The sequence below is a fragment of the Terriglobia bacterium genome (genome assembly GCA_020072845.1).
Classification (GTDB): domain Bacteria; phylum Acidobacteriota; class Terriglobia; order Terriglobales; family Acidobacteriaceae; genus JAIQGF01.
Window position 1 is genome coordinate 30,536 of record JAIQGF010000006.1, and the last position, 15,816, is coordinate 46,351.

Sequence of the window (15,816 nt, forward strand, 5' to 3'; positions counted from 1 at the left end):
GCCGGTCATCAAAGCAAATCCGCACTGCCATCGACCATCGACTGCTTTTCTTGACTTCCTTCCATTGGCCGCGCTAACGTCGCCCTGCCTTTGAGACCATCCAGCGAAACGAGGCTCCCGTGGCCCAGCGTGTGATCACCTTTACCACCGATTTCGGACTGAACGACCATTACGTCGGCACCATGAAAGGTGTCATCCTGAACATCAATCCGGCGGCCCAGATCGTGGACATCTGCAACGCGGTGCAGTCATTCGACATCCTGGACGGGGCATTGACCATCGTGCAGGCGTACCAGTACTTCCCTGTCGACACGGTGCACCTGGTGGTGGTGGACCCGGGCGTGGGCTCGACCCGGCGTCCGCTGCTGGTGACCACCGGCAAGCAAATGTTCATCGCCCCCGACAATGGAGTGCTGTCGTTCGTGTACGACCGCGAGGAACGGATTTCGGTGCGGCACATCTCCGCCTCCCATTATTTCTTGCAGCCGGTGAGCAGCACGTTCCACGGCCGGGACGTGTTCGCCGCGGTGGCGGGATGGCTGAGCAAAGGCGTCGAGGTGGCGAAGTTTGGCGATGAAATCACCGACTACATCCGCTTCGCGGCGCCCAGACCCAAGCCGGTGAACGACAAGCTGCTCAAGGGCGTGATCCTGAAGGTGGACAAGTTCGGCAACCTGGTCACCAACATCACGCCCCACGATTTGCCGCAACTGTTTGCCCCCGAGCCGCCGCCGTTCAAGGTGCTGATCGCAAAACATGAAATTACCAAGATGACGCAATCGTACTCGGAAGGCACGCCGGGTGAGGTGTTCGTGGTGCTGAATTCCGGTGGCTTCCTGGAGATCGCGTGCCATCGCGGTTCCGCGTCGCATATCGTGGGAGCGGGCAAAGGGTCCGATTGCGGGGTGTTGTTCGAGACCGCGCAGGTGGGAACTGTCGCGCCCTGATTTCAGCCACAGAGGACACAGAGCCATTAAGTAGAGGCTTTGTTTTCCGCTTCCTCTGTGGCCTCTGTGGCTAGGGATTTTTTGGCTTTGGGCGCGCGTAGCGGTCCATCTCCGCCGTCCACTGCAGGAAGCGAAACAGCTCCGCCCGCTCCTTCCACATGAATTCGAAAAATTCCAGGAATCCGATGTCCGTCATCTTGACGCCGGTGTAGGTCTCGATCCGCCACCGCAGATACGGACTGCGCCACGGGGCCAGGTGATGGCCGCGGGTGGCGTTCCACAGGAATCGGAGGAGGTACCACATCGTCTGTCAGTCTATCGGTCTGCCGGTCCATCGGTCTATCAGTGTGTCGGTCTGTCGGACTGTCGATCCGAACCGATTGACTGATAGACCGATAGACTGAAAGACTTGATGCATGAGTGATGGCAGTCGCGAGATAGCCGAAGACCACTACTACAACGCGCTCGACCTCTACGCCGAAGGGCGGCACGAGGAAGCGGTGGCAGCCTACCAGCAATCTCTCGCAGCCGATCCCACCTTCACCGAAGCGATGCACGGCCTCTCGCGCGCCTACCAGGACATGAACCGGCTGGATGATGCCATCGAAATCGCGAACCGCATCGCGCAACTCGATCCCAACGACGTGCTCGCGCACACTTCACTTTCCATCCTCTACCAGAAAAAGGGCATGGTTCCGGAGGCGGAAGCGGAGGGCAACAAGGCGCGCATCCTCGGCTGGAAGCAGCAATTGAAAGAGGGAAAGAAGTAGTTTCAGTTTCAGTTTCAGTTTCAGTCGTGATTGCAGGAACGTTGCCAAACGATCAGGTCACTGTATGTGTGCGACATAAAAATAGCTCCCGTGATTCTGGCTGAAACAGAAACTGAAACTGAAACTCTGGCTGCAGGACGCTAGTTCTTGGCCGACATTTCGGTGAGTGACTCCGCCAGCCCGTGGAGCCTGCGCTTGATTTCGTCGCAATCCTGAAACGCCGGTGCGACCGCCGCCTTATCAACGTAGCCCAAGCGCTCCGCAATTATCAGCTGTGTTTCCACTTCCAGAGCCGATCCTCGCGCTTGGCCAACGAAATGTCGAAATTCGCCGGTGGTCATGCGCCCCTGCCCTTCTGCGATGTTGCTGGCGATGGACACTGCTGCGCGTCGGAGTTGGGCTGTCAATCCATACGCCTCATCGCGGGGAAAACATTTCGTCATACGGTATATCTTTTCAATAAGGTCGATGGAACGTTGCCAAACGATGAGGTCCTTGTATGTGTGCGACATAAGAATTCCTCGCGCGCTTCAGGCTGAAACCGAAACTGAAACTGAAACTGAAACTCTTAAAGGTCATACTTTTTCAGCAGATGCCGGAAAGACCTATAGGAGAGCTTCAGCATCTCGGCGGCCCGAGTCTGGACCCCGTTGCACTGCCGCAGCGCCGACTGGATCAGCGCCCGCTCCAGGTCGGCGACGTAGCCTTCCATATCCATTCCATCCGGCGGAATGGGGACAGTGGCGGCGGCGCCACCGGCTCCGGCGGCGACGGCGCAGGCGCGTCCGCGCTCCACCGGCAGTTCCACCTCAAGTTCGTTCCCGGTGCAGAGGGCGACGGCGCGCTCGATGGTGTTCTCCAATTGCCGCACGTTGCCCGGCCATTCGTAACCCGCCAGGGCACGCAACGAATCCGGGACAACACGCAGGATGCTCTTGCCCGCCGCCGGCGCGTATTTCTTCAGAAAATGATTCGCCAGCATGGGAATGTCTTCCGGCCGCTCGCGCAACGGCGGAACGTAGATGGGAATGACGCTCAAGCGATAGTAGAGGTCTTCGCGGAAATTGCCTTCCGCGGTGGTACGTTCCAGGTCGCGGTTGGTGGCGGCAATGACGCGCACGTCCACCGGCGTCTCGGCGGCCGACCCCAGCGGCCGCACCGCATTTTCCTGGAGCACGCGCAGCAGCTTGACCTGCATGCCGATGCTCATCTCGCTGATCTCATCCAGGAAGACGGTGCCACCCGTGGCTTCCTCGAACAGCCCGCGCCGGTTCTGGTTGGCGCCGGTGAACGAGCCTTTCAAATATCCGAACAGCTCGCTTTCCAGCAAGGTTTCGGTAAAGGCGCCGCAGTTGGCGGGCAAGAAGGGCAGGCCGGCACGGGTGGAGCAGGCATGGACCGCGCGCGCCACCAGTTCCTTGCCGGTGCCGCTCTCGCCATGAATCAGCACGGTGCTGTGGGTGGGCGCGACGGTGCGGATGGTCTGCTTGAGCTTTTCGATGGTCGGACTCACTCCGACCAGGTTGTCGAGCGAGTTGCGGCTGGCGGCGTCGCGCTTGAAGGCCAGGTTCTGCCGCCGCAGAGAGAGCTTGTCCATCGCCTTGCCGATGGCGAACTTCACGTCCTCCACCAGGGCCGGTCCCTTGCGGATGTAATCGAACGCGCCTCCCGCCTTGACCGCCTGCACCGCCGACTCCAGGTCGTCGACGGCGGTGATCAGCACCACGGCCGTATCGGGCGAGACGCTGTGCGCGTAGCGCAGCACCTCGATGCCGTTGGTGTTCGGCATCTTGATGTCGGTGACAATCACGTCGAAGAGGGCGGAATTGACCTTCTTCTTGGCATGATCCCCGGATTGGACGGTCTCGACTTTATGCCCTTCCTTGCGCAGGGCGATTTCCAGCAACTCGCAAATGGAGCGCTCGTCGTCAACCACCAGGACATTACCCACGCGCCCCCCTTGCCGCGGCCGCCGGGGCGGGCTCGGAACCGGCCGCCGCGGCCTGTCGCAACTGCACCGTAAACTCGGTTCCCTGCCCGATCTTGGAGCGCACGGAAATCTTGCCCTCATGCGCCTGCACGACCTGGTACACGATCGCCAGCCCCAGCCCGGTTCCTCCATCGAAACCCGATTGGAACGGCTCGAAAATCTTTTCCATCTCCAGCCCGCGCATGCCGTGTCCGGTGTCGGTGAAGCTGATCAGCCAGTTCGCCTCCTGCGCCCGCAGCGTAACCGTCAACGTTCCACCTCCCGGCATGGCGCGAATAGCGTTATCGCAGATGTTCCAGAACACCTGCTTGATGCGGTCGCCGTCAACCTGCGCCGGAGCATGCGCCGCCTCGAATTGGCGGACGATCTGCACCGCCGCCGCACCCGGCTCGGCGCGGTTTTGCAGCAGGATCAGCGTGTCCTCAAGCAACGGCACCAGGTCGAGAGTGGTGAACTCGTACTTCTTCTCGCGCGAGTAGGTGAGGAAGTCGGAGACGATGCTGTTGAGACGCTCCGACTCGCGAGTCACGATGTCCACCAGCGTGCGCTGCTCCTGGTTGAGCACGGAGACGTCGGCGAGCACCTTGGCCGAGCCGGCGATGGAGGAGAGCGGATTGCGGATTTCGTGCGCAATCGCGGCCGCCATGCGCCCCACGGCCGCCATGCGGTCGCGCAGCCGCACCTCGCGCTCCAGGCGGCGTATCTCGGTGAGGTCGTCGAAGGTGTAGACGTAGCCCATGGCGCCGCGGTCGGGCACTTCCAGCACCGAGCGGCTCATGCCGAAGGTCTTGGTGCCCCCGTTCGGCGTGGCGGAACGCACCTCGCAACGCACCGCAACCGCACCCGGCTCCGGCAACTGGTCGAGGAAGAGGTGCTCCACGCCGCGGCCCACCACGGTGTTCTCGCCGCGTTCCAGCAGTTTTTGCCCGGCGGCATTGATCAGGCGCACCCGGCCGTCCATGCCGGTGGTGATCAGGCCGCCGCTGATGGAGTTGACGATGTTCTCATGGAGCGCCTGCAGGTTTTCCAGCGCGCCGCTCTGCTCCTGCAGCCGGACGTCGGCCTGGCGCAACTTCGTGCTCAACTGGCTGGCCAGGTAGGCGATGGCCGCGTAGGCGAACAGGTTGATGAGGATGCTGGCTTGCAGGCTGCGCAGGTCGGGCCGGCTCACCGAATACGAGTGCAGCATGTCGAAGTACGACAGCTCCAGGATGGCGCCGGAGAGGATGAACGCCAGCGCGGCAACCAGGAACGTCCACGCCCGCGAGAACAGGATGGCGGCAACGAGGATGATCAGCGGATACAGGAAGTTGAAGGAGCTGTCGATGCCCCCGGTCAGATAGACGATGGTGGCGGCCATGCACAGGTCGGTGAGGACCTGTAAACGCGCCTGGAAGCGCGCATCTCGCCATAAGGAAAGCAGCAGGAGGTAGAAAACCGACAGCGTGTACCACAGCAGGATGGCGACGACAAAGAGCCTTTTGGGAAGGTAGGTGGGCGTCAGGACGGCAACGGCCAACTCGATGCCGAAGACAAAGGTGATGATGATGATCCTCACCTTGCCCAGCCAAATCAGCCAGCTTCGCTCGTTGAACTGCTCGCCCATCACGCCTTTTGCTATCACCCGGCCGCCAACCTGGACGTCACGTATTCAGCAAGTCCGAGGTACTGACGATGAATTGCACCACGGAGGCACGGAGACACGGAGATTCGTTGGCCGCGGTTTCCTCCGTGCCTCTGTGTCTCCGTGGTGAGCTCCAGTTTTCAGAATCGCGTCTGCCTAGCCCCCCGAGAGCTTGGAGATCATGGAGAACAGCGGCATGTACAGCGAGATCACGATGCCGCCGACCGCCACGCCCAGAAACGAGATCATCACCGGCTCCAGCAGCGTCAGCATGTTCTTGGTGGCCGAGTCCACTTCGTCTTCGTAGAAATCGGCGATCTTCTGCAACATGGCGTCCATGGCGCCGGTGGCTTCGCCGACGCCGATCATCTGCGTCACCATGTTAGGGAACACGCCACTTTCCTTGAGCGGGTCCACAATCGTCCGGCCTTCTTCGATCGCCTTGCGCACCTTCATCAGCGCTTGTTCCAGCACCGCGTTGCCCGAGGTGCGCGCCGTGATGCTGAGGCCCTCCAGGATGGGCACACCGGAGGTGATCAGGGTGCCCAGGGTGCGGGTGAAACGCGCCACCGCGATCTTGCGCAGCACCATGCCGAACACCGGCAGGTGCAGCATCATGTTGTCCCACATGTAGCGGCCCTTGGGGTGCTTGCGGACCTGCCTGATGCCGATGACCAGCGCAATCAGCAGCACGAAGAACAACCACCAGAAGGTGCTCACCAGGTAGCTCAGGTTCATGACAAAGCGCGTGGGGGCGGGCAGTTCGACGCCCAGGCCGGCGAACAGGTTGGCGAAGATCGGGACCACGAATTTCAGCAGCGCGCCCACGATGAGCACCGCGATGCTGATGACGGATACGGGATAGATCAGCGCCGACTTCACCGCCGAGCGCAGTTTCACGGCCTTTTCCACGTAGGTCGAGAGGCGCTGCAGAATGACGTCGAGAATGCCGCCGGTTTCGCCCGCCTCGATCATGTTGGTGGTGAGGTCGTCGAAAATCTTCGGGTAGCCGCGCATGGCATTGGACAGCGTGGCGCCGCCTTCCACCGTCTGCCGGATGCCGGTCAGCGCCTTCTGGAACACCGGGTTCTCCTGGTTGGCGGCCAGGATCTCCAGGCACTGCACCAGCGGCAGGCCGGCATCAATCATCACCGAGAACTGGCGGAAGAAGATGGCGATGTCCTTGGTCGCCACCTTGCCCGAACCGAAGGTGGGCATCACGAATTCCTTGCCCTTCTCCTTGATGGTGGTGTCGGTGATGCGCTCGCGGGTGAGCGCCGCCTTCAACACCTGCTTGTTCTCGCTGACCCGCTCGCCGGCTACTTTCTCGCCGGCGGGGTTCTTGCCCGTGAACGTGAAAACTGGCATGTGAACCTCGCAAAAACAGATTGTCGGTTCTTCCGTATTCAGCGGCTGATGTTCTGCCCGCTGAAATACTGTCTACTTCCTGACCGCCGCCGCCCCGACTCCCGGCTTGGAGATTCCGGCGCCACGGTTAATCATTTCCTGCAACTCGTCCGGCATGGAGGAACGCTGCAACGCCGTCTCCAGCGTGATCTGCTTGGTCATGGCCAGCGTCGCCAGGGACTGGTTGAACGTCTGCATGCCGAACTTGTCCTGGCCCGCCTGCATGGAGGAGTAAATCTGGTGAATCTTGTCTTCCCGGATCAGGTTGCGCACCGCCGAGTTGGGGATCAGGATTTCCATCGCCATGGCGCGGCCCTGGCCGCCGATCTTGGGCAGCAACGCTTGGCACATGATTCCTTCCAGCACCAGGGAAAGCTGGGCGCGGATCTGCGATTGCTGGTGCGACGGGAAGACGTCGATCACACGGTTAATCGTGGAGGCGGCCGAATTGGTGTGCAAGGTGCCGAAAGTGAGGTGGCCGGTCTCGGCAATGCGCAACGCCGATTCGATCGTCTCCAGGTCGCGCATTTCGCCGATCAGCACCACGTCCGGGTCTTCCCGCAGGGCGGCGCGCAGCGCGTTGGTGAACGACTTGGTGTCGGAATGCACCTCGCGCTGGTTCACCAGGCAATTCTTGTGCTGGTGGACGAATTCAATCGGGTCCTCGATGGTGATGATGTGATCGTGGCGGTCGGTGTTGATCTTGTCGATCATCGCCGCCAGCGTGGTGGATTTCCCGGATCCCGTCGGGCCGGTGACCAGGATCAAGCCGCGCGGCTTGTCGCACATCCTGGCGACCACCGGCGGAAGGTTCAACTGCTGAAAACTCTTGATCTCGAACGGAATGACGCGGAACACCGCTCCGGCCGCGCCGCGCTGGTTGAAGATGTTGGCGCGGAACCGCGCCAGCCCTTTCATGCCGAAGGAGAAGTCGAGCTCCAGATCTTCCTCGAAGCGGTGCTTTTGCGCGTCGGTCATGACGCTGTAGGCCAGCGACTTGGTTTCGGCGGGCGTCAGCGGCGGCATGTCCAGCGGCTGCAAGTGACCGTGAACGCGGATTTGCGGCGGCGAGTTGGTGGTGATGTGCAGGTCGCTGCCGCTCAATTCGAGCAGCTTTTTCAGAAGATCGCTAAGTGATGCGGCCATAGTCCAGCTTCCCGTTTCTAGTTTCGAGTTGCGTTGCTTGCTCGAGTTTCCGGTCGCCCGTTTCCAAATCCTGGAAACTGGAAACCGGAAACTCGAAATTGCCTCAGTGCACGGTTTCGCGCGCCACTTCTTCCAGCGTGGTCGCGCCCGCCATGGCCTTGATCAGGCCGCTGCGGCGCAAGGTAATCATGCCGCGCTCCACCGCTTTTTTCTTCAGTTCCACGGCGGAAGCGCCCACCAGGATCAGTTCGCGGATCTCATCATCGATTTCCATGACTTCATACAGGCCGCAGCGGCCCTTGTAGCCGGTGTTGTTGCACACCCCGCAGCCTTTGCCCTTGGAGACCTTCACGGTCTTGGCTTCTGCGGGCGTGAAGCCGGCCTCGACTAACGCCTGCGGTGGCAGCTCCACCTCGGCCTTGCACTCGCCGCACACGCGCCGCACCAGGCGCTGCGCCACGATCATGTGCACCGAGGTCGCAACCAGGAACGGCTCGATGCCCATGTTCATCAGGCGGCTGATCGTCTCCGGCGCGCCGTTGGTGTGCAGGGTGGAGAGCACCAAGTGACCGGTGAGCGCGGCCTTGATGGCGATTTCCGCCGTCTCGAAGTCGCGGATCTCGCCCACCAGGATGATGTTGGGGTCTTGCCGCAAGAACGCGCGCAGTGCGGCGGCGAAATTCAGCCCGATCGATTCCTTCATCTGCACCTGGTTGACGCCGGCCAACTGAAACTCCACCGGGTCCTCCGCGGTCATGATGTTGGTGTCCGGCACGTTGAGCCGCGAAATCGCCGAGTACAGCGTGTTGGTCTTGCCGGAGCCGGTGGGGCCGGTGACCAGCACCATGCCGTAGGGCTTCAGGATGGCCTTCTCGAATTTCACCAGCGATTCCGGCTCGAAGCCCAGCTTGGTCATGTCCAGCCGCAGGTTTTCCTTGTCGAGCAGCCGCATCACGATCTTTTCGCCCCACAGCGTGGGCAGCGTGCTGACCCGGTAATCGAGCTGCTTCTTCCGGCCGCCCAGGTTCACCTTCAGCATGATGCGCCCGTCCTGCGGCAGACGCTTCTCGCTGATGTCCAGCTTCGCCATGATCTTGATGCGCGAGGTGATGGCATCTTTCAGCTTCATCGGCGGCGACATCATGGTCTGCAGGATGCCGTCCACCCGGAAGCGGACGCGATATTCCTTCTCGTAGGGCTCGACGTGGATGTCGCTGGCGCCCTTCTTCACCGCATCGGTCAGGATCAGGTTCACCAGCTTGACGATGGGCGCTTCGTCGGCTGCCTTCTCCAGCTCCGACAGGCCCATCTCCTCTTCTTCGGCCTGCAGTTCGACATCGGCGTCGCCGCCCTCGGTCATCGACGCCATCACCTTTTCCAGGTCTTCCTCGTGGCTGGCGCCATACGCCTTCTCGATGCCGTCCAGGATCGAGCTTTCCGACGCCACCACCGGCTCGATGTTGAACCCGGTCATGAACTTGATATCGTCCATGGCGAACACATTGGTGGGGTCCACCATGGCGATGGTGAGCGAGGCGCCGACCCGGCTGAGCGGCAGGATCTGGTAACGTTTGGCGGTCTCGTAGGGGATGAGCTTGACCACCGTCGGATCAATCTCGAAGTAGGCAAGATTGATGGCGGGCACACCGTACTGGCGGGAGAGAAAGTTGGTGACGTCCTCGTCGGAGAGATACCCCAGCTTGACCAGGATGGACCCCAGGCGGGTGCCGGATTCCTTCTGGACCTTGAGCGCCTGATCCAGTTGCTCCTGCGTGATTACCTTCTCTTTAACCAGCAGGTCGCCCAACCGCTGAGACATACCCCTCCCTATCTTCCTACGCTCCAGCCTGACTCGGAACCGCGCCCGCAATACCGGATCGCAGCATCAACTCGGGGGAAAAATGTTCACCTCTGGGTAGGGCGAATCGTATGTTGAGTGACACAAATTGTCAATTGAGAACGGTGGCAGAAAGGTTAACAAAACAGGCTCTCTAGGTCACGTTAGGACAAGACCTTACGGGTGTTCGGCGGTCAAAATCTGCCGCGCTTCTGCCTGATTGACGACCCAAGCGTCATGGTGGAAGCACCGGATTCATAGTGGCAGAAGCACCGGCCGGAACCTGTCCCGAGCGCAGCGAGGGAGGCCGGTGAATTGGACCCCCGAAATACGGGCTTTAAGCTCTGGCTTCGGCAAAACTGAGGCCTGGCCCTGAGCGAAGCCGAAGGGGTGGGGACCTTAGTCCAATCCCGTCGAGCCTGCCCCGGGCCGAAGTCGAAGGGGACGGCACGATTACACCCTTGACCTCCTGCTGGCCATTTCAGTAAACTAGTCAGTCTAGTCAGAGGATGAAATGTCCAAAGCGACTGCAAGAAAACGGACGACGAGCCCTTCCGCAAGAGCGGTTCCAAAGAAACGTTGGCAGCTTCAGACCGCCAAAGCTCAGTTCAGCGAGCTTTTCCGCCGCGCACGATCGGAAGGTCCGCAGTGGGTCACCCGTCAGGACAAGGAGGCGGTGGTTGTCCTGCCGGCGGAAGAATTTGAACGCCTCCAGGCGCGCTCACGGCAGCCCCAAAGCCTGGTGCAGTTCTTTGCCGAGTCTCCGCTCGCCAAGGTCGCGATTGATCTTGAGCGCAAGCCGGACTACGGGCGGACGGTCGAGCTGTGAGTGGGTTCCTGCTCGATACCAGCATCATCTCCGAACTGGTGCGGCCCAAGCCCGAGCCTACGGTCAAAGCGTGGGTGGCAGCCACCGACGAGGACTTGCTCTATCTGAGCGTCCTCACATTGGGAGAGATTCGCAAAGGAATCGCCTCACTCAAAGATGCTTCCCGCCGCGTCAGGTTGGAAACGTGGCTCGACAGCGATCTGGTCTTGCGCTTTGCAGGACGCATCCTGCCGGTGGATCAGGCGGTCGCGGATCGCTGGGGGCGCCTCGCCGCGCAGGCCGGGCCAAAATCGCCCCTGCCCGTCATTGATGGACTGCTGGCGGCCACGGCTTTGCACCATAACCTGACGCTGGTGACCCGCAACACCAAGGATGTCGCCGCGACGGGTGTCCCGGTGTTCAATCCGTGGGTGGCTTAGGCAAGGGTTCAACCCACGCTTCCGCCGCAATAAGTACCGCCGTGCGAATCCTGGGACCTGCTTATCCACGAAGCCCGCAACCCACGCTGGTGGCGCAAACCCAAACCCGCCCAGCTCAGCTATTATTTTCACCGACACCTTCACCAGGTGATCTTCACCTGCTATCATCGCGCGCCACGGCTTTGCTCGCCCGCTGCGGGCAATCCACCTTAGCCGCTCTGATTCTGGAATAGAGGATAAATAGTGAAACGAGACATGCGTCGGCTGGCAAAAATGGAGGCCGCCACGGCGGCTGTTTTCCAACCGAAAAAAACTCAAATTCCGAGCTTCATGAAAATCGCGCGATTTAGTCGACTGCTGTTGGTCGGACTGCTGTTGATGTCGCCGGCCCTGGCTCTGGCTGGCCCCGCAGAAGAGGCCAACGCGGCGATCGACCGCTGGTCGGCGTCGTATAACACCAATGACCCGGCAGCAGTGGCGAATAACTATTGGCCCGACGCAATTCTGCTCGGCACCAAGAGTCCGGTCATTTCCACCGGCACGGAAGCAATCGAGAAATACTTCACGGACCTGAAGCTGAAAGGGAGCGGCAACAAGAACGTGATCCAGGAAAGGCACACGATTCCGATCGACGACCACGCCGTGCTGGTGACCGGATTTTACGAGTTCACCCGGATGCAAGAGGGGAAGCCGGTACCGGGACCCTCGCGCTTTACCATGCTGGTCACGAAGCGCGGTGGGGAATGGCGCATTGCCCATCACCATTCTTCGCCCCTCGTCCCGGCAGCGAAGTGAGGCCCGGCGGCTGGCCCGCCCTTTCCGACAAAAACAAACCTTGAGGTTGCCCCACCCTTGTCGATCCCGGTTTTGGAGCGACTGGGTGGGGATTTCCTGAAACTGAACCTGAAACTCGAAACTGTTCTACGCCGGCGGCCCATATCTGCCCGCAGTTGGCAGATGTGGGTCTTTGTTGAGTTCGACGAGAAGGCTGATTGACAATGGTAACAGATGTGGTACCATCTGTTATGGCTCTGACGCGAGATTTCAAGCAAACCGTGCAAGTGCGGGTCAAGCGCGATTCCGCCTTCCGCAAGGCGCTTCTCCGGGAAGCGATTGAAGGTTTTCTCTCCGGCGACGTCGAAACCGGCAAGACCGTACTACGGGATTTCATCAACGCCGCGGTGGGGTTTACCAAACTCGGACAGGCGATGCACCGTTCGCCTAAGAGCCTGATGCGCATGCTTGGTCCGAAGGGGAATCCGCACGCCAAGAACTTGTTTGCTATGGTCGCATTCCTTCAGCGGCACGAACGGGTCCGTCTCAAGGTCCAGTCCAGCTCGGCAGCGGCTTAACGGTTTAGGTAGTCGCGATGATTGGAGTGCCCCCAACCTTCGCCCCGTCGCTGCGCTCAGGACAGGGTCCCCCGGGCCATAGGGTGCGCCAACTGCGGTCCGGGCGATTTGGAACGGCGGTTAAGTTAAGTGCAGAACACCTGTAGCGTAATGCGCGTTTGTAATACACTGTCACCGTTGAAGAGCCCAATCATGGAAGACCAACTAGCCATTGCCGACATTCAACAGTCGTTTTTCGAATACCGTGCAGATTTCAAAGAGCCAATCCTCGCATTTTGGTTTGAAAGACGGCACGGAGAGATTCTGGGCGCGCTCTACAAGGCTCTTGCCCCGTGGCATGTCGGATTACAAAACATCACTTGGAATCAGGGAGCTAAAAACGCCAATGAAATTCAGTTTACATTTGGCATCCCGTCACTGCTTGCCAGCATGCAGGTGGGCATTGGCGGTGTGACGATTACTGCAACTAATCCATACTGGGCGCGTGCCGCGGAGTTGGTGTCTTTTTTTCAGGCTGGGCTGGAAGCTTTGAAGGAAAGCACTGCACAGGAGCTCCAGTCCCAGTTCGTGACGTTGGCGTTCCATGTCAAGCCAGTAGGGGAGAACTCTTTCAAGCAAATTCTTAGTCAGTTTGTGAACACAAGGGCACTGGGCGCGGAGGACGCCGCCATGTATGGTGTATCCGTCTACTCAAGTGATTATTCATTTGTAATAGACGGTTCGGTAGTCATTCCGGGTGGCGTTTTCATCAAATTGCTTCGGAACTTTTCCGCTGAAACGCGGTTCGAGCAAATGGCAGCAACTCTCTATGAAGACGAAGCAACTGTACTTCGCCGCTTGGGTCTGAAACTGCAATGACTCTGCAAGGACAACTCGCACAATCGGCGCATTCCGCGCTGGCGCAGACTGTTCCACCGTTTGGTGACTTTACGCCACCTCCCGTCACAGAGACAGGATTGCTCGGGAACACCTCCAACCAAACTCGCGTGTCCTCTTTCGATACAAATACTTTGATGGAAATCTACCGCGAGTTTCTTCGCGGTGTGCAGCCTTCATCTAAGTTGGTAATTCTGAAACGGCAGAGATTTACCCGCGAAGGCAGGCAACAACGGATTGAAATGTCTCTTGGGGCGGTGAACGCGCCACAACCAACGGAACTTACTGCTGCTCAGTGGAAAGAGATATTAGACGAAATCGAAGATGAGGACTAACGGTGGCCGAGCTTTTGGACAGTCTTCCAAACGGAAGTGATGTGCTCGTTGATGCCAATTTGTTCGTTTATGGTCTAACCGCCAAATCCGAACAGTGCAAGAGATTGCTTGGGCGCTGCTCAAGGGAAGAAGTCACGGGAATAACTCTTTTCGAAGTGGTAAATAACGCGACGCACCAATTCATGAAAGGCGAAGCGTTGCAGAAGGGATTCTGTGAGCGGCAGCCTATGAAATACTTGTCTGAACATCCGGAACAAGTGAAAGTGCTCACAGACTACTGGGCCAACACTCAAAGGCTTCTAGCTTTGAATCTGCTATTCTTGCCGGTCGAACGGGACATTGTGACAAGCGCACAAACTGAAAGACAGAATGCTGGATTGCTGACAAATGACTCCGTAATCGTCGCTGCCATGAGGGGGTACGGGATTACCCGCATTGCAACCAGCGACCGACAGTTCGATACCGTTGCAGGAATAACTGTCTTTTCACCGAATGACCTTCCCTAGAGAAAAATGCGCCTGCAAACCCATTGCACGCAGAACTCTGTTCAGTATGACTTCATTTACTTTCTCATTGCTGTGCGTCGGATCCCAATAATCCAGGACAGGTCGCGCGATTTCAAGAAAGGCAAGCACTTGGCGGGTGGCCGGCTGGGCCACCCTTGCGCAAGCTGGAGCCTGACCTGAGCGAAGTCGAAGGGGCGGAGAGTGGGAATTTCTGAAACTGAAACTCGAAACTCTTCTACGCGTTCACGCCGCAGCACTTCTTGTACTTCTTCCCTGAGCCGCAGGGGCAGGGATCGTTGCGGCCGACCTTGGCGCCCGGAGCGCACCCGCTGCTGCACCGGCTGATATTCTCCAGAACCGGCCATGCACGTCTGCTCCATCGAGACTTCGTGGTTACGACAGGATAGTTCGGCGAGAATCTCCAAATCACTGTAAGTAAATGAGTTATAGTGAAAGAATTATTACAAGATTTGTAATATAATAGGCATGTAATTGTCGGGTGAATTGTGTCATGTCGGTAGCGCAGCTAAGGACATTCCGCGAACAAGCGCGGCTAACTCAGCAACAGGTTGCGAAGCGCTTAGGGGTCTCGCAGGGGTACGTTTCCCTCTGTGAAACGGGCCGGCGTACGCCTTCTTCATCCTTCATGAAGAAGTTAGCAAGCGTGTATCGCCTGCCTCCTACTGCTTTGCCCGTGCACCGTACAGACCGGCTCAGTAAAGTAGATCCCCGGGAATTGGCTGAGAGCCTTGCCTCACTCGGTTATCCAGGGTTCTCCTACATGCGGTCACGCCGGAAAGTGAACCCTGCAGAAGTGCTGCTCGCAGCTCTAGCACAGAAGAATTTGGAGTCGCGGCTGGCAGAGGCGCTGCCTTGGCTTCTGCTCCGCTTCCCTGATGTAGACAACCGTTGGCTCGCGCGTGAAGCGAAACTGCACAACCTGCAAAATCGATTGGGATTTGTCGTATCGTTAGCTCGGAGATTGTCGGAGCGAACTTCCGACAGCAAGAGTTTGCATGCACTGGCGCAGCTTCAACAAGAGTTGGAGCAATCCCGCCTCGCTCGTGAGGATACCTTTTGCCAGGAATCGCTGTCCGAACCTGAACGCCACTGGCTGAGGGAGCAGAGGTCTCATGACGCCAGGCATTGGAATCTGCTGACCGACTGGACACCCGAGACCATCCGCTATGCCCAAGTCTAAGCCGAAGGACACTGCGGTTCCGACGTTTTGGGATAAATTCCTTCGCGAGCTAGATGAGCAATTGCCCGGCCGGGTGTCATTGGAATGCTTGGGCGGATTCGTCATCTCCGCTTTGTACGGACTTCCCCGCCCGACTTCAGATATCGACTTCTTGTCTGTTGCTCCGAGAGACCAGTTCGAGATTGTAATAGGACTGGCTGGGCAAGGTTCGCCATTACACAAGAAGTACGGCCTCTATCTCCAGCATGTCGGCGTCGCGAATGTTCCTGAAGACTATGAGAGTCGCCTTCAGGAAATGTTTCCCAACCACTACAAGAAACTGCGGCTCTTCGCATTGGATCCATACGATCTTGCTCTCTCCAAGTTAGAGCGCAATGCAGCTGTGGACAGAGACGACATAAAACATCTTGCAAAAGCAGTGCCGCTCGATCCCGCGATTCTGCGACAGCGATACGAGAAGGAGATGCGCCCCAATCTCGCGAATGTCGAGCGCGAAGACCTGACTTTGAAGTTGTGGCTTGAAGCTTTCTTCGAAGGCGCAGGCAAAGCTGGACCCTGAAGTTCGCTACCCCTGCTT

At 59.0% G+C, this 15,816-nt stretch carries 18 protein-coding genes and 1 pseudogene; 11 read left to right on the plus strand and 8 right to left on the minus strand.

Going from position 1 to position 15,816, the window contains the following annotated elements; all coding sequences use genetic code 11:
• The first annotated feature begins 119 nt into the window (after positions 1-119).
• Entirely contained in the window at positions 120-947 is an 828-nt protein-coding gene (locus LAN70_05710; protein MBZ5510652.1) for an SAM-dependent chlorinase/fluorinase, read from the plus strand.
• A 70-nt stretch (positions 948-1,017) separates the two neighbouring features.
• On the opposite strand, the gene LAN70_05715 is transcribed toward LAN70_05710, so the two are convergent.
• Entirely contained in the window at positions 1,018-1,251 is a 234-nt protein-coding gene (locus LAN70_05715; GenBank protein MBZ5510653.1) for a hypothetical protein, read from the minus strand.
• A gap of 112 nt (positions 1,252-1,363) precedes the next feature.
• Here LAN70_05715 and LAN70_05720 point away from each other — a divergent pair, with 112 nt between their 5' ends.
• Positions 1,364-1,717, plus strand: a complete 354-nt coding sequence (locus LAN70_05720) for a tetratricopeptide repeat protein (GenBank protein MBZ5510654.1) — start codon at positions 1,364-1,366, stop codon at positions 1,715-1,717.
• A 140-nt stretch (positions 1,718-1,857) separates the two neighbouring features.
• On the opposite strand, the gene LAN70_05725 is transcribed toward LAN70_05720, so the two are convergent.
• From LAN70_05725 to pilB, 6 genes are all read right to left on the minus strand, one after another.
• Complete coding sequence (locus LAN70_05725; protein MBZ5510655.1) at positions 1,858-2,229, minus strand: four helix bundle protein; 372 nt, start codon at positions 2,227-2,229, stop codon at positions 1,858-1,860.
• Positions 2,230-2,285: 56 nt separating this feature from the next.
• Positions 2,286-3,668, minus strand: coding sequence for a sigma-54 dependent transcriptional regulator (locus LAN70_05730; GenBank protein ID MBZ5510656.1), 1,383 nt, complete (start codon positions 3,666-3,668; stop codon positions 2,286-2,288).
• Positions 3,661-5,331, minus strand: a complete 1,671-nt coding sequence (locus LAN70_05735) for a hypothetical protein (protein MBZ5510657.1) — start codon at positions 5,329-5,331, stop codon at positions 3,661-3,663. The genes LAN70_05730 and LAN70_05735 overlap by 8 nt, the downstream gene beginning before the upstream one ends.
• Before the next feature lie 156 nt (positions 5,332-5,487).
• Positions 5,488-6,699: a type II secretion system F family protein gene (locus LAN70_05740; protein MBZ5510658.1), complete on the minus strand. Its 1,212-nt coding sequence runs from the start codon at positions 6,697-6,699 to the stop codon at positions 5,488-5,490.
• 72 nt (positions 6,700-6,771) lie between these two features.
• A complete protein-coding gene (locus LAN70_05745; protein MBZ5510659.1) occupies positions 6,772-7,884 on the minus strand; it encodes a type IV pilus twitching motility protein PilT in 1,113 nt (370 codons plus the stop codon).
• A gap of 103 nt (positions 7,885-7,987) precedes the next feature.
• Positions 7,988-9,703 carry a type IV-A pilus assembly ATPase PilB gene (gene pilB, locus LAN70_05750; protein ID MBZ5510660.1) on the minus strand — a complete coding sequence of 572 codons (1,716 nt, stop codon included), beginning with the start codon at positions 9,701-9,703 and terminating at the stop codon, positions 7,988-7,990.
• 532 nt (positions 9,704-10,235) lie between these two features.
• Between pilB and LAN70_05755 the strand changes: the two genes are divergently transcribed.
• The 7 genes from LAN70_05755 to LAN70_05785 all read left to right on the plus strand — a co-directional run bounded on the left by LAN70_05755 (position 10,236) and on the right by LAN70_05785 (position 14,038).
• Complete coding sequence (locus tag LAN70_05755; protein ID MBZ5510661.1) at positions 10,236-10,550, plus strand: type II toxin-antitoxin system Phd/YefM family antitoxin; 315 nt, start codon at positions 10,236-10,238, stop codon at positions 10,548-10,550.
• Positions 10,547-10,969 carry a type II toxin-antitoxin system VapC family toxin gene (locus LAN70_05760; GenBank protein ID MBZ5510662.1) on the plus strand — a complete coding sequence of 141 codons (423 nt, stop codon included), beginning with the start codon at positions 10,547-10,549 and terminating at the stop codon, positions 10,967-10,969. Before LAN70_05755 ends, LAN70_05760 begins: the two co-directional genes overlap by 4 nt.
• Positions 10,970-11,212: 243 nt before the next feature.
• Positions 11,213-11,764 (plus strand): SgcJ/EcaC family oxidoreductase, encoded by a 552-nt coding sequence (locus LAN70_05765; GenBank protein ID MBZ5510663.1) that lies wholly within the window; start codon positions 11,213-11,215, stop codon positions 11,762-11,764.
• A gap of 230 nt (positions 11,765-11,994) precedes the next feature.
• On the plus strand, positions 11,995-12,321 hold the full coding sequence (locus LAN70_05770; GenBank protein ID MBZ5510664.1) for a transcriptional regulator: 327 nt from the start codon (positions 11,995-11,997) through the stop codon (positions 12,319-12,321).
• Between the two features lie 192 nt (positions 12,322-12,513).
• A complete protein-coding gene (locus LAN70_05775) occupies positions 12,514-13,179 on the plus strand; it encodes a hypothetical protein (GenBank protein ID MBZ5510665.1) in 666 nt (221 codons plus the stop codon).
• Positions 13,176-13,532 (plus strand): hypothetical protein, encoded by a 357-nt coding sequence (locus tag LAN70_05780; protein MBZ5510666.1) that lies wholly within the window; start codon positions 13,176-13,178, stop codon positions 13,530-13,532. The genes LAN70_05775 and LAN70_05780 overlap by 4 nt, the downstream gene beginning before the upstream one ends.
• A gap of 2 nt (positions 13,533-13,534) precedes the next feature.
• Entirely contained in the window at positions 13,535-14,038 is a 504-nt protein-coding gene (locus tag LAN70_05785; protein ID MBZ5510667.1) for a type II toxin-antitoxin system VapC family toxin, read from the plus strand.
• A gap of 235 nt (positions 14,039-14,273) precedes the next feature.
• Here the strand turns inward: LAN70_05785 and LAN70_05790 are convergent.
• Positions 14,274-14,354, minus strand: a pseudogene (locus LAN70_05790) (SEC-C domain-containing protein).
• Positions 14,355-14,549: 195 nt separating this feature from the next.
• On the opposite strand from LAN70_05790, the gene LAN70_05795 reads away from it, so the two are divergent.
• Complete coding sequence (locus tag LAN70_05795) at positions 14,550-15,239, plus strand: helix-turn-helix domain-containing protein (GenBank protein MBZ5510668.1); 690 nt, start codon at positions 14,550-14,552, stop codon at positions 15,237-15,239.
• A complete protein-coding gene (locus LAN70_05800) occupies positions 15,226-15,798 on the plus strand; it encodes a hypothetical protein (protein MBZ5510669.1) in 573 nt (190 codons plus the stop codon). The genes LAN70_05795 and LAN70_05800 overlap by 14 nt, the downstream gene beginning before the upstream one ends.
• Positions 15,799-15,816: the final 18 nt, after the last annotated feature.

Excerpts from the sequence above, each read along its gene's own strand:
- pilB (MBZ5510660.1), bottom strand. The coding sequence starts at position 9,703 with ATGTCTCAGCGGTTGGGCGACCTGCTGGTTAAAGAGAAGGTAATCACG.
- LAN70_05770 (MBZ5510664.1), top strand. The coding sequence starts at position 11,995 with ATGGCTCTGACGCGAGATTTCAAGCAAACCGTGCAAGTGCGGGTCAAG.
- LAN70_05800 (MBZ5510669.1), top strand. The coding sequence starts at position 15,226 with ATGCCCAAGTCTAAGCCGAAGGACACTGCGGTTCCGACGTTTTGGGAT.
- LAN70_05715 (MBZ5510653.1), bottom strand. The coding sequence starts at position 1,251 with ATGTGGTACCTCCTCCGATTCCTGTGGAACGCCACCCGCGGCCATCAC.
- LAN70_05720 (MBZ5510654.1), top strand. The coding sequence starts at position 1,364 with ATGAGTGATGGCAGTCGCGAGATAGCCGAAGACCACTACTACAACGCG.
- LAN70_05745 (MBZ5510659.1), bottom strand. The coding sequence starts at position 7,884 with ATGGCCGCATCACTTAGCGATCTTCTGAAAAAGCTGCTCGAATTGAGC.
- LAN70_05755 (MBZ5510661.1), top strand. The coding sequence starts at position 10,236 with ATGTCCAAAGCGACTGCAAGAAAACGGACGACGAGCCCTTCCGCAAGA.
- LAN70_05795 (MBZ5510668.1), top strand. The coding sequence starts at position 14,550 with ATGTCGGTAGCGCAGCTAAGGACATTCCGCGAACAAGCGCGGCTAACT.
- LAN70_05740 (MBZ5510658.1), bottom strand. The coding sequence starts at position 6,699 with ATGCCAGTTTTCACGTTCACGGGCAAGAACCCCGCCGGCGAGAAAGTA.
- LAN70_05775 (MBZ5510665.1), top strand. The coding sequence starts at position 12,514 with ATGGAAGACCAACTAGCCATTGCCGACATTCAACAGTCGTTTTTCGAA.
- LAN70_05725 (MBZ5510655.1), bottom strand. The coding sequence starts at position 2,229 with ATGTCGCACACATACAAGGACCTCATCGTTTGGCAACGTTCCATCGAC.
- LAN70_05780 (MBZ5510666.1), top strand. The coding sequence starts at position 13,176 with ATGACTCTGCAAGGACAACTCGCACAATCGGCGCATTCCGCGCTGGCG.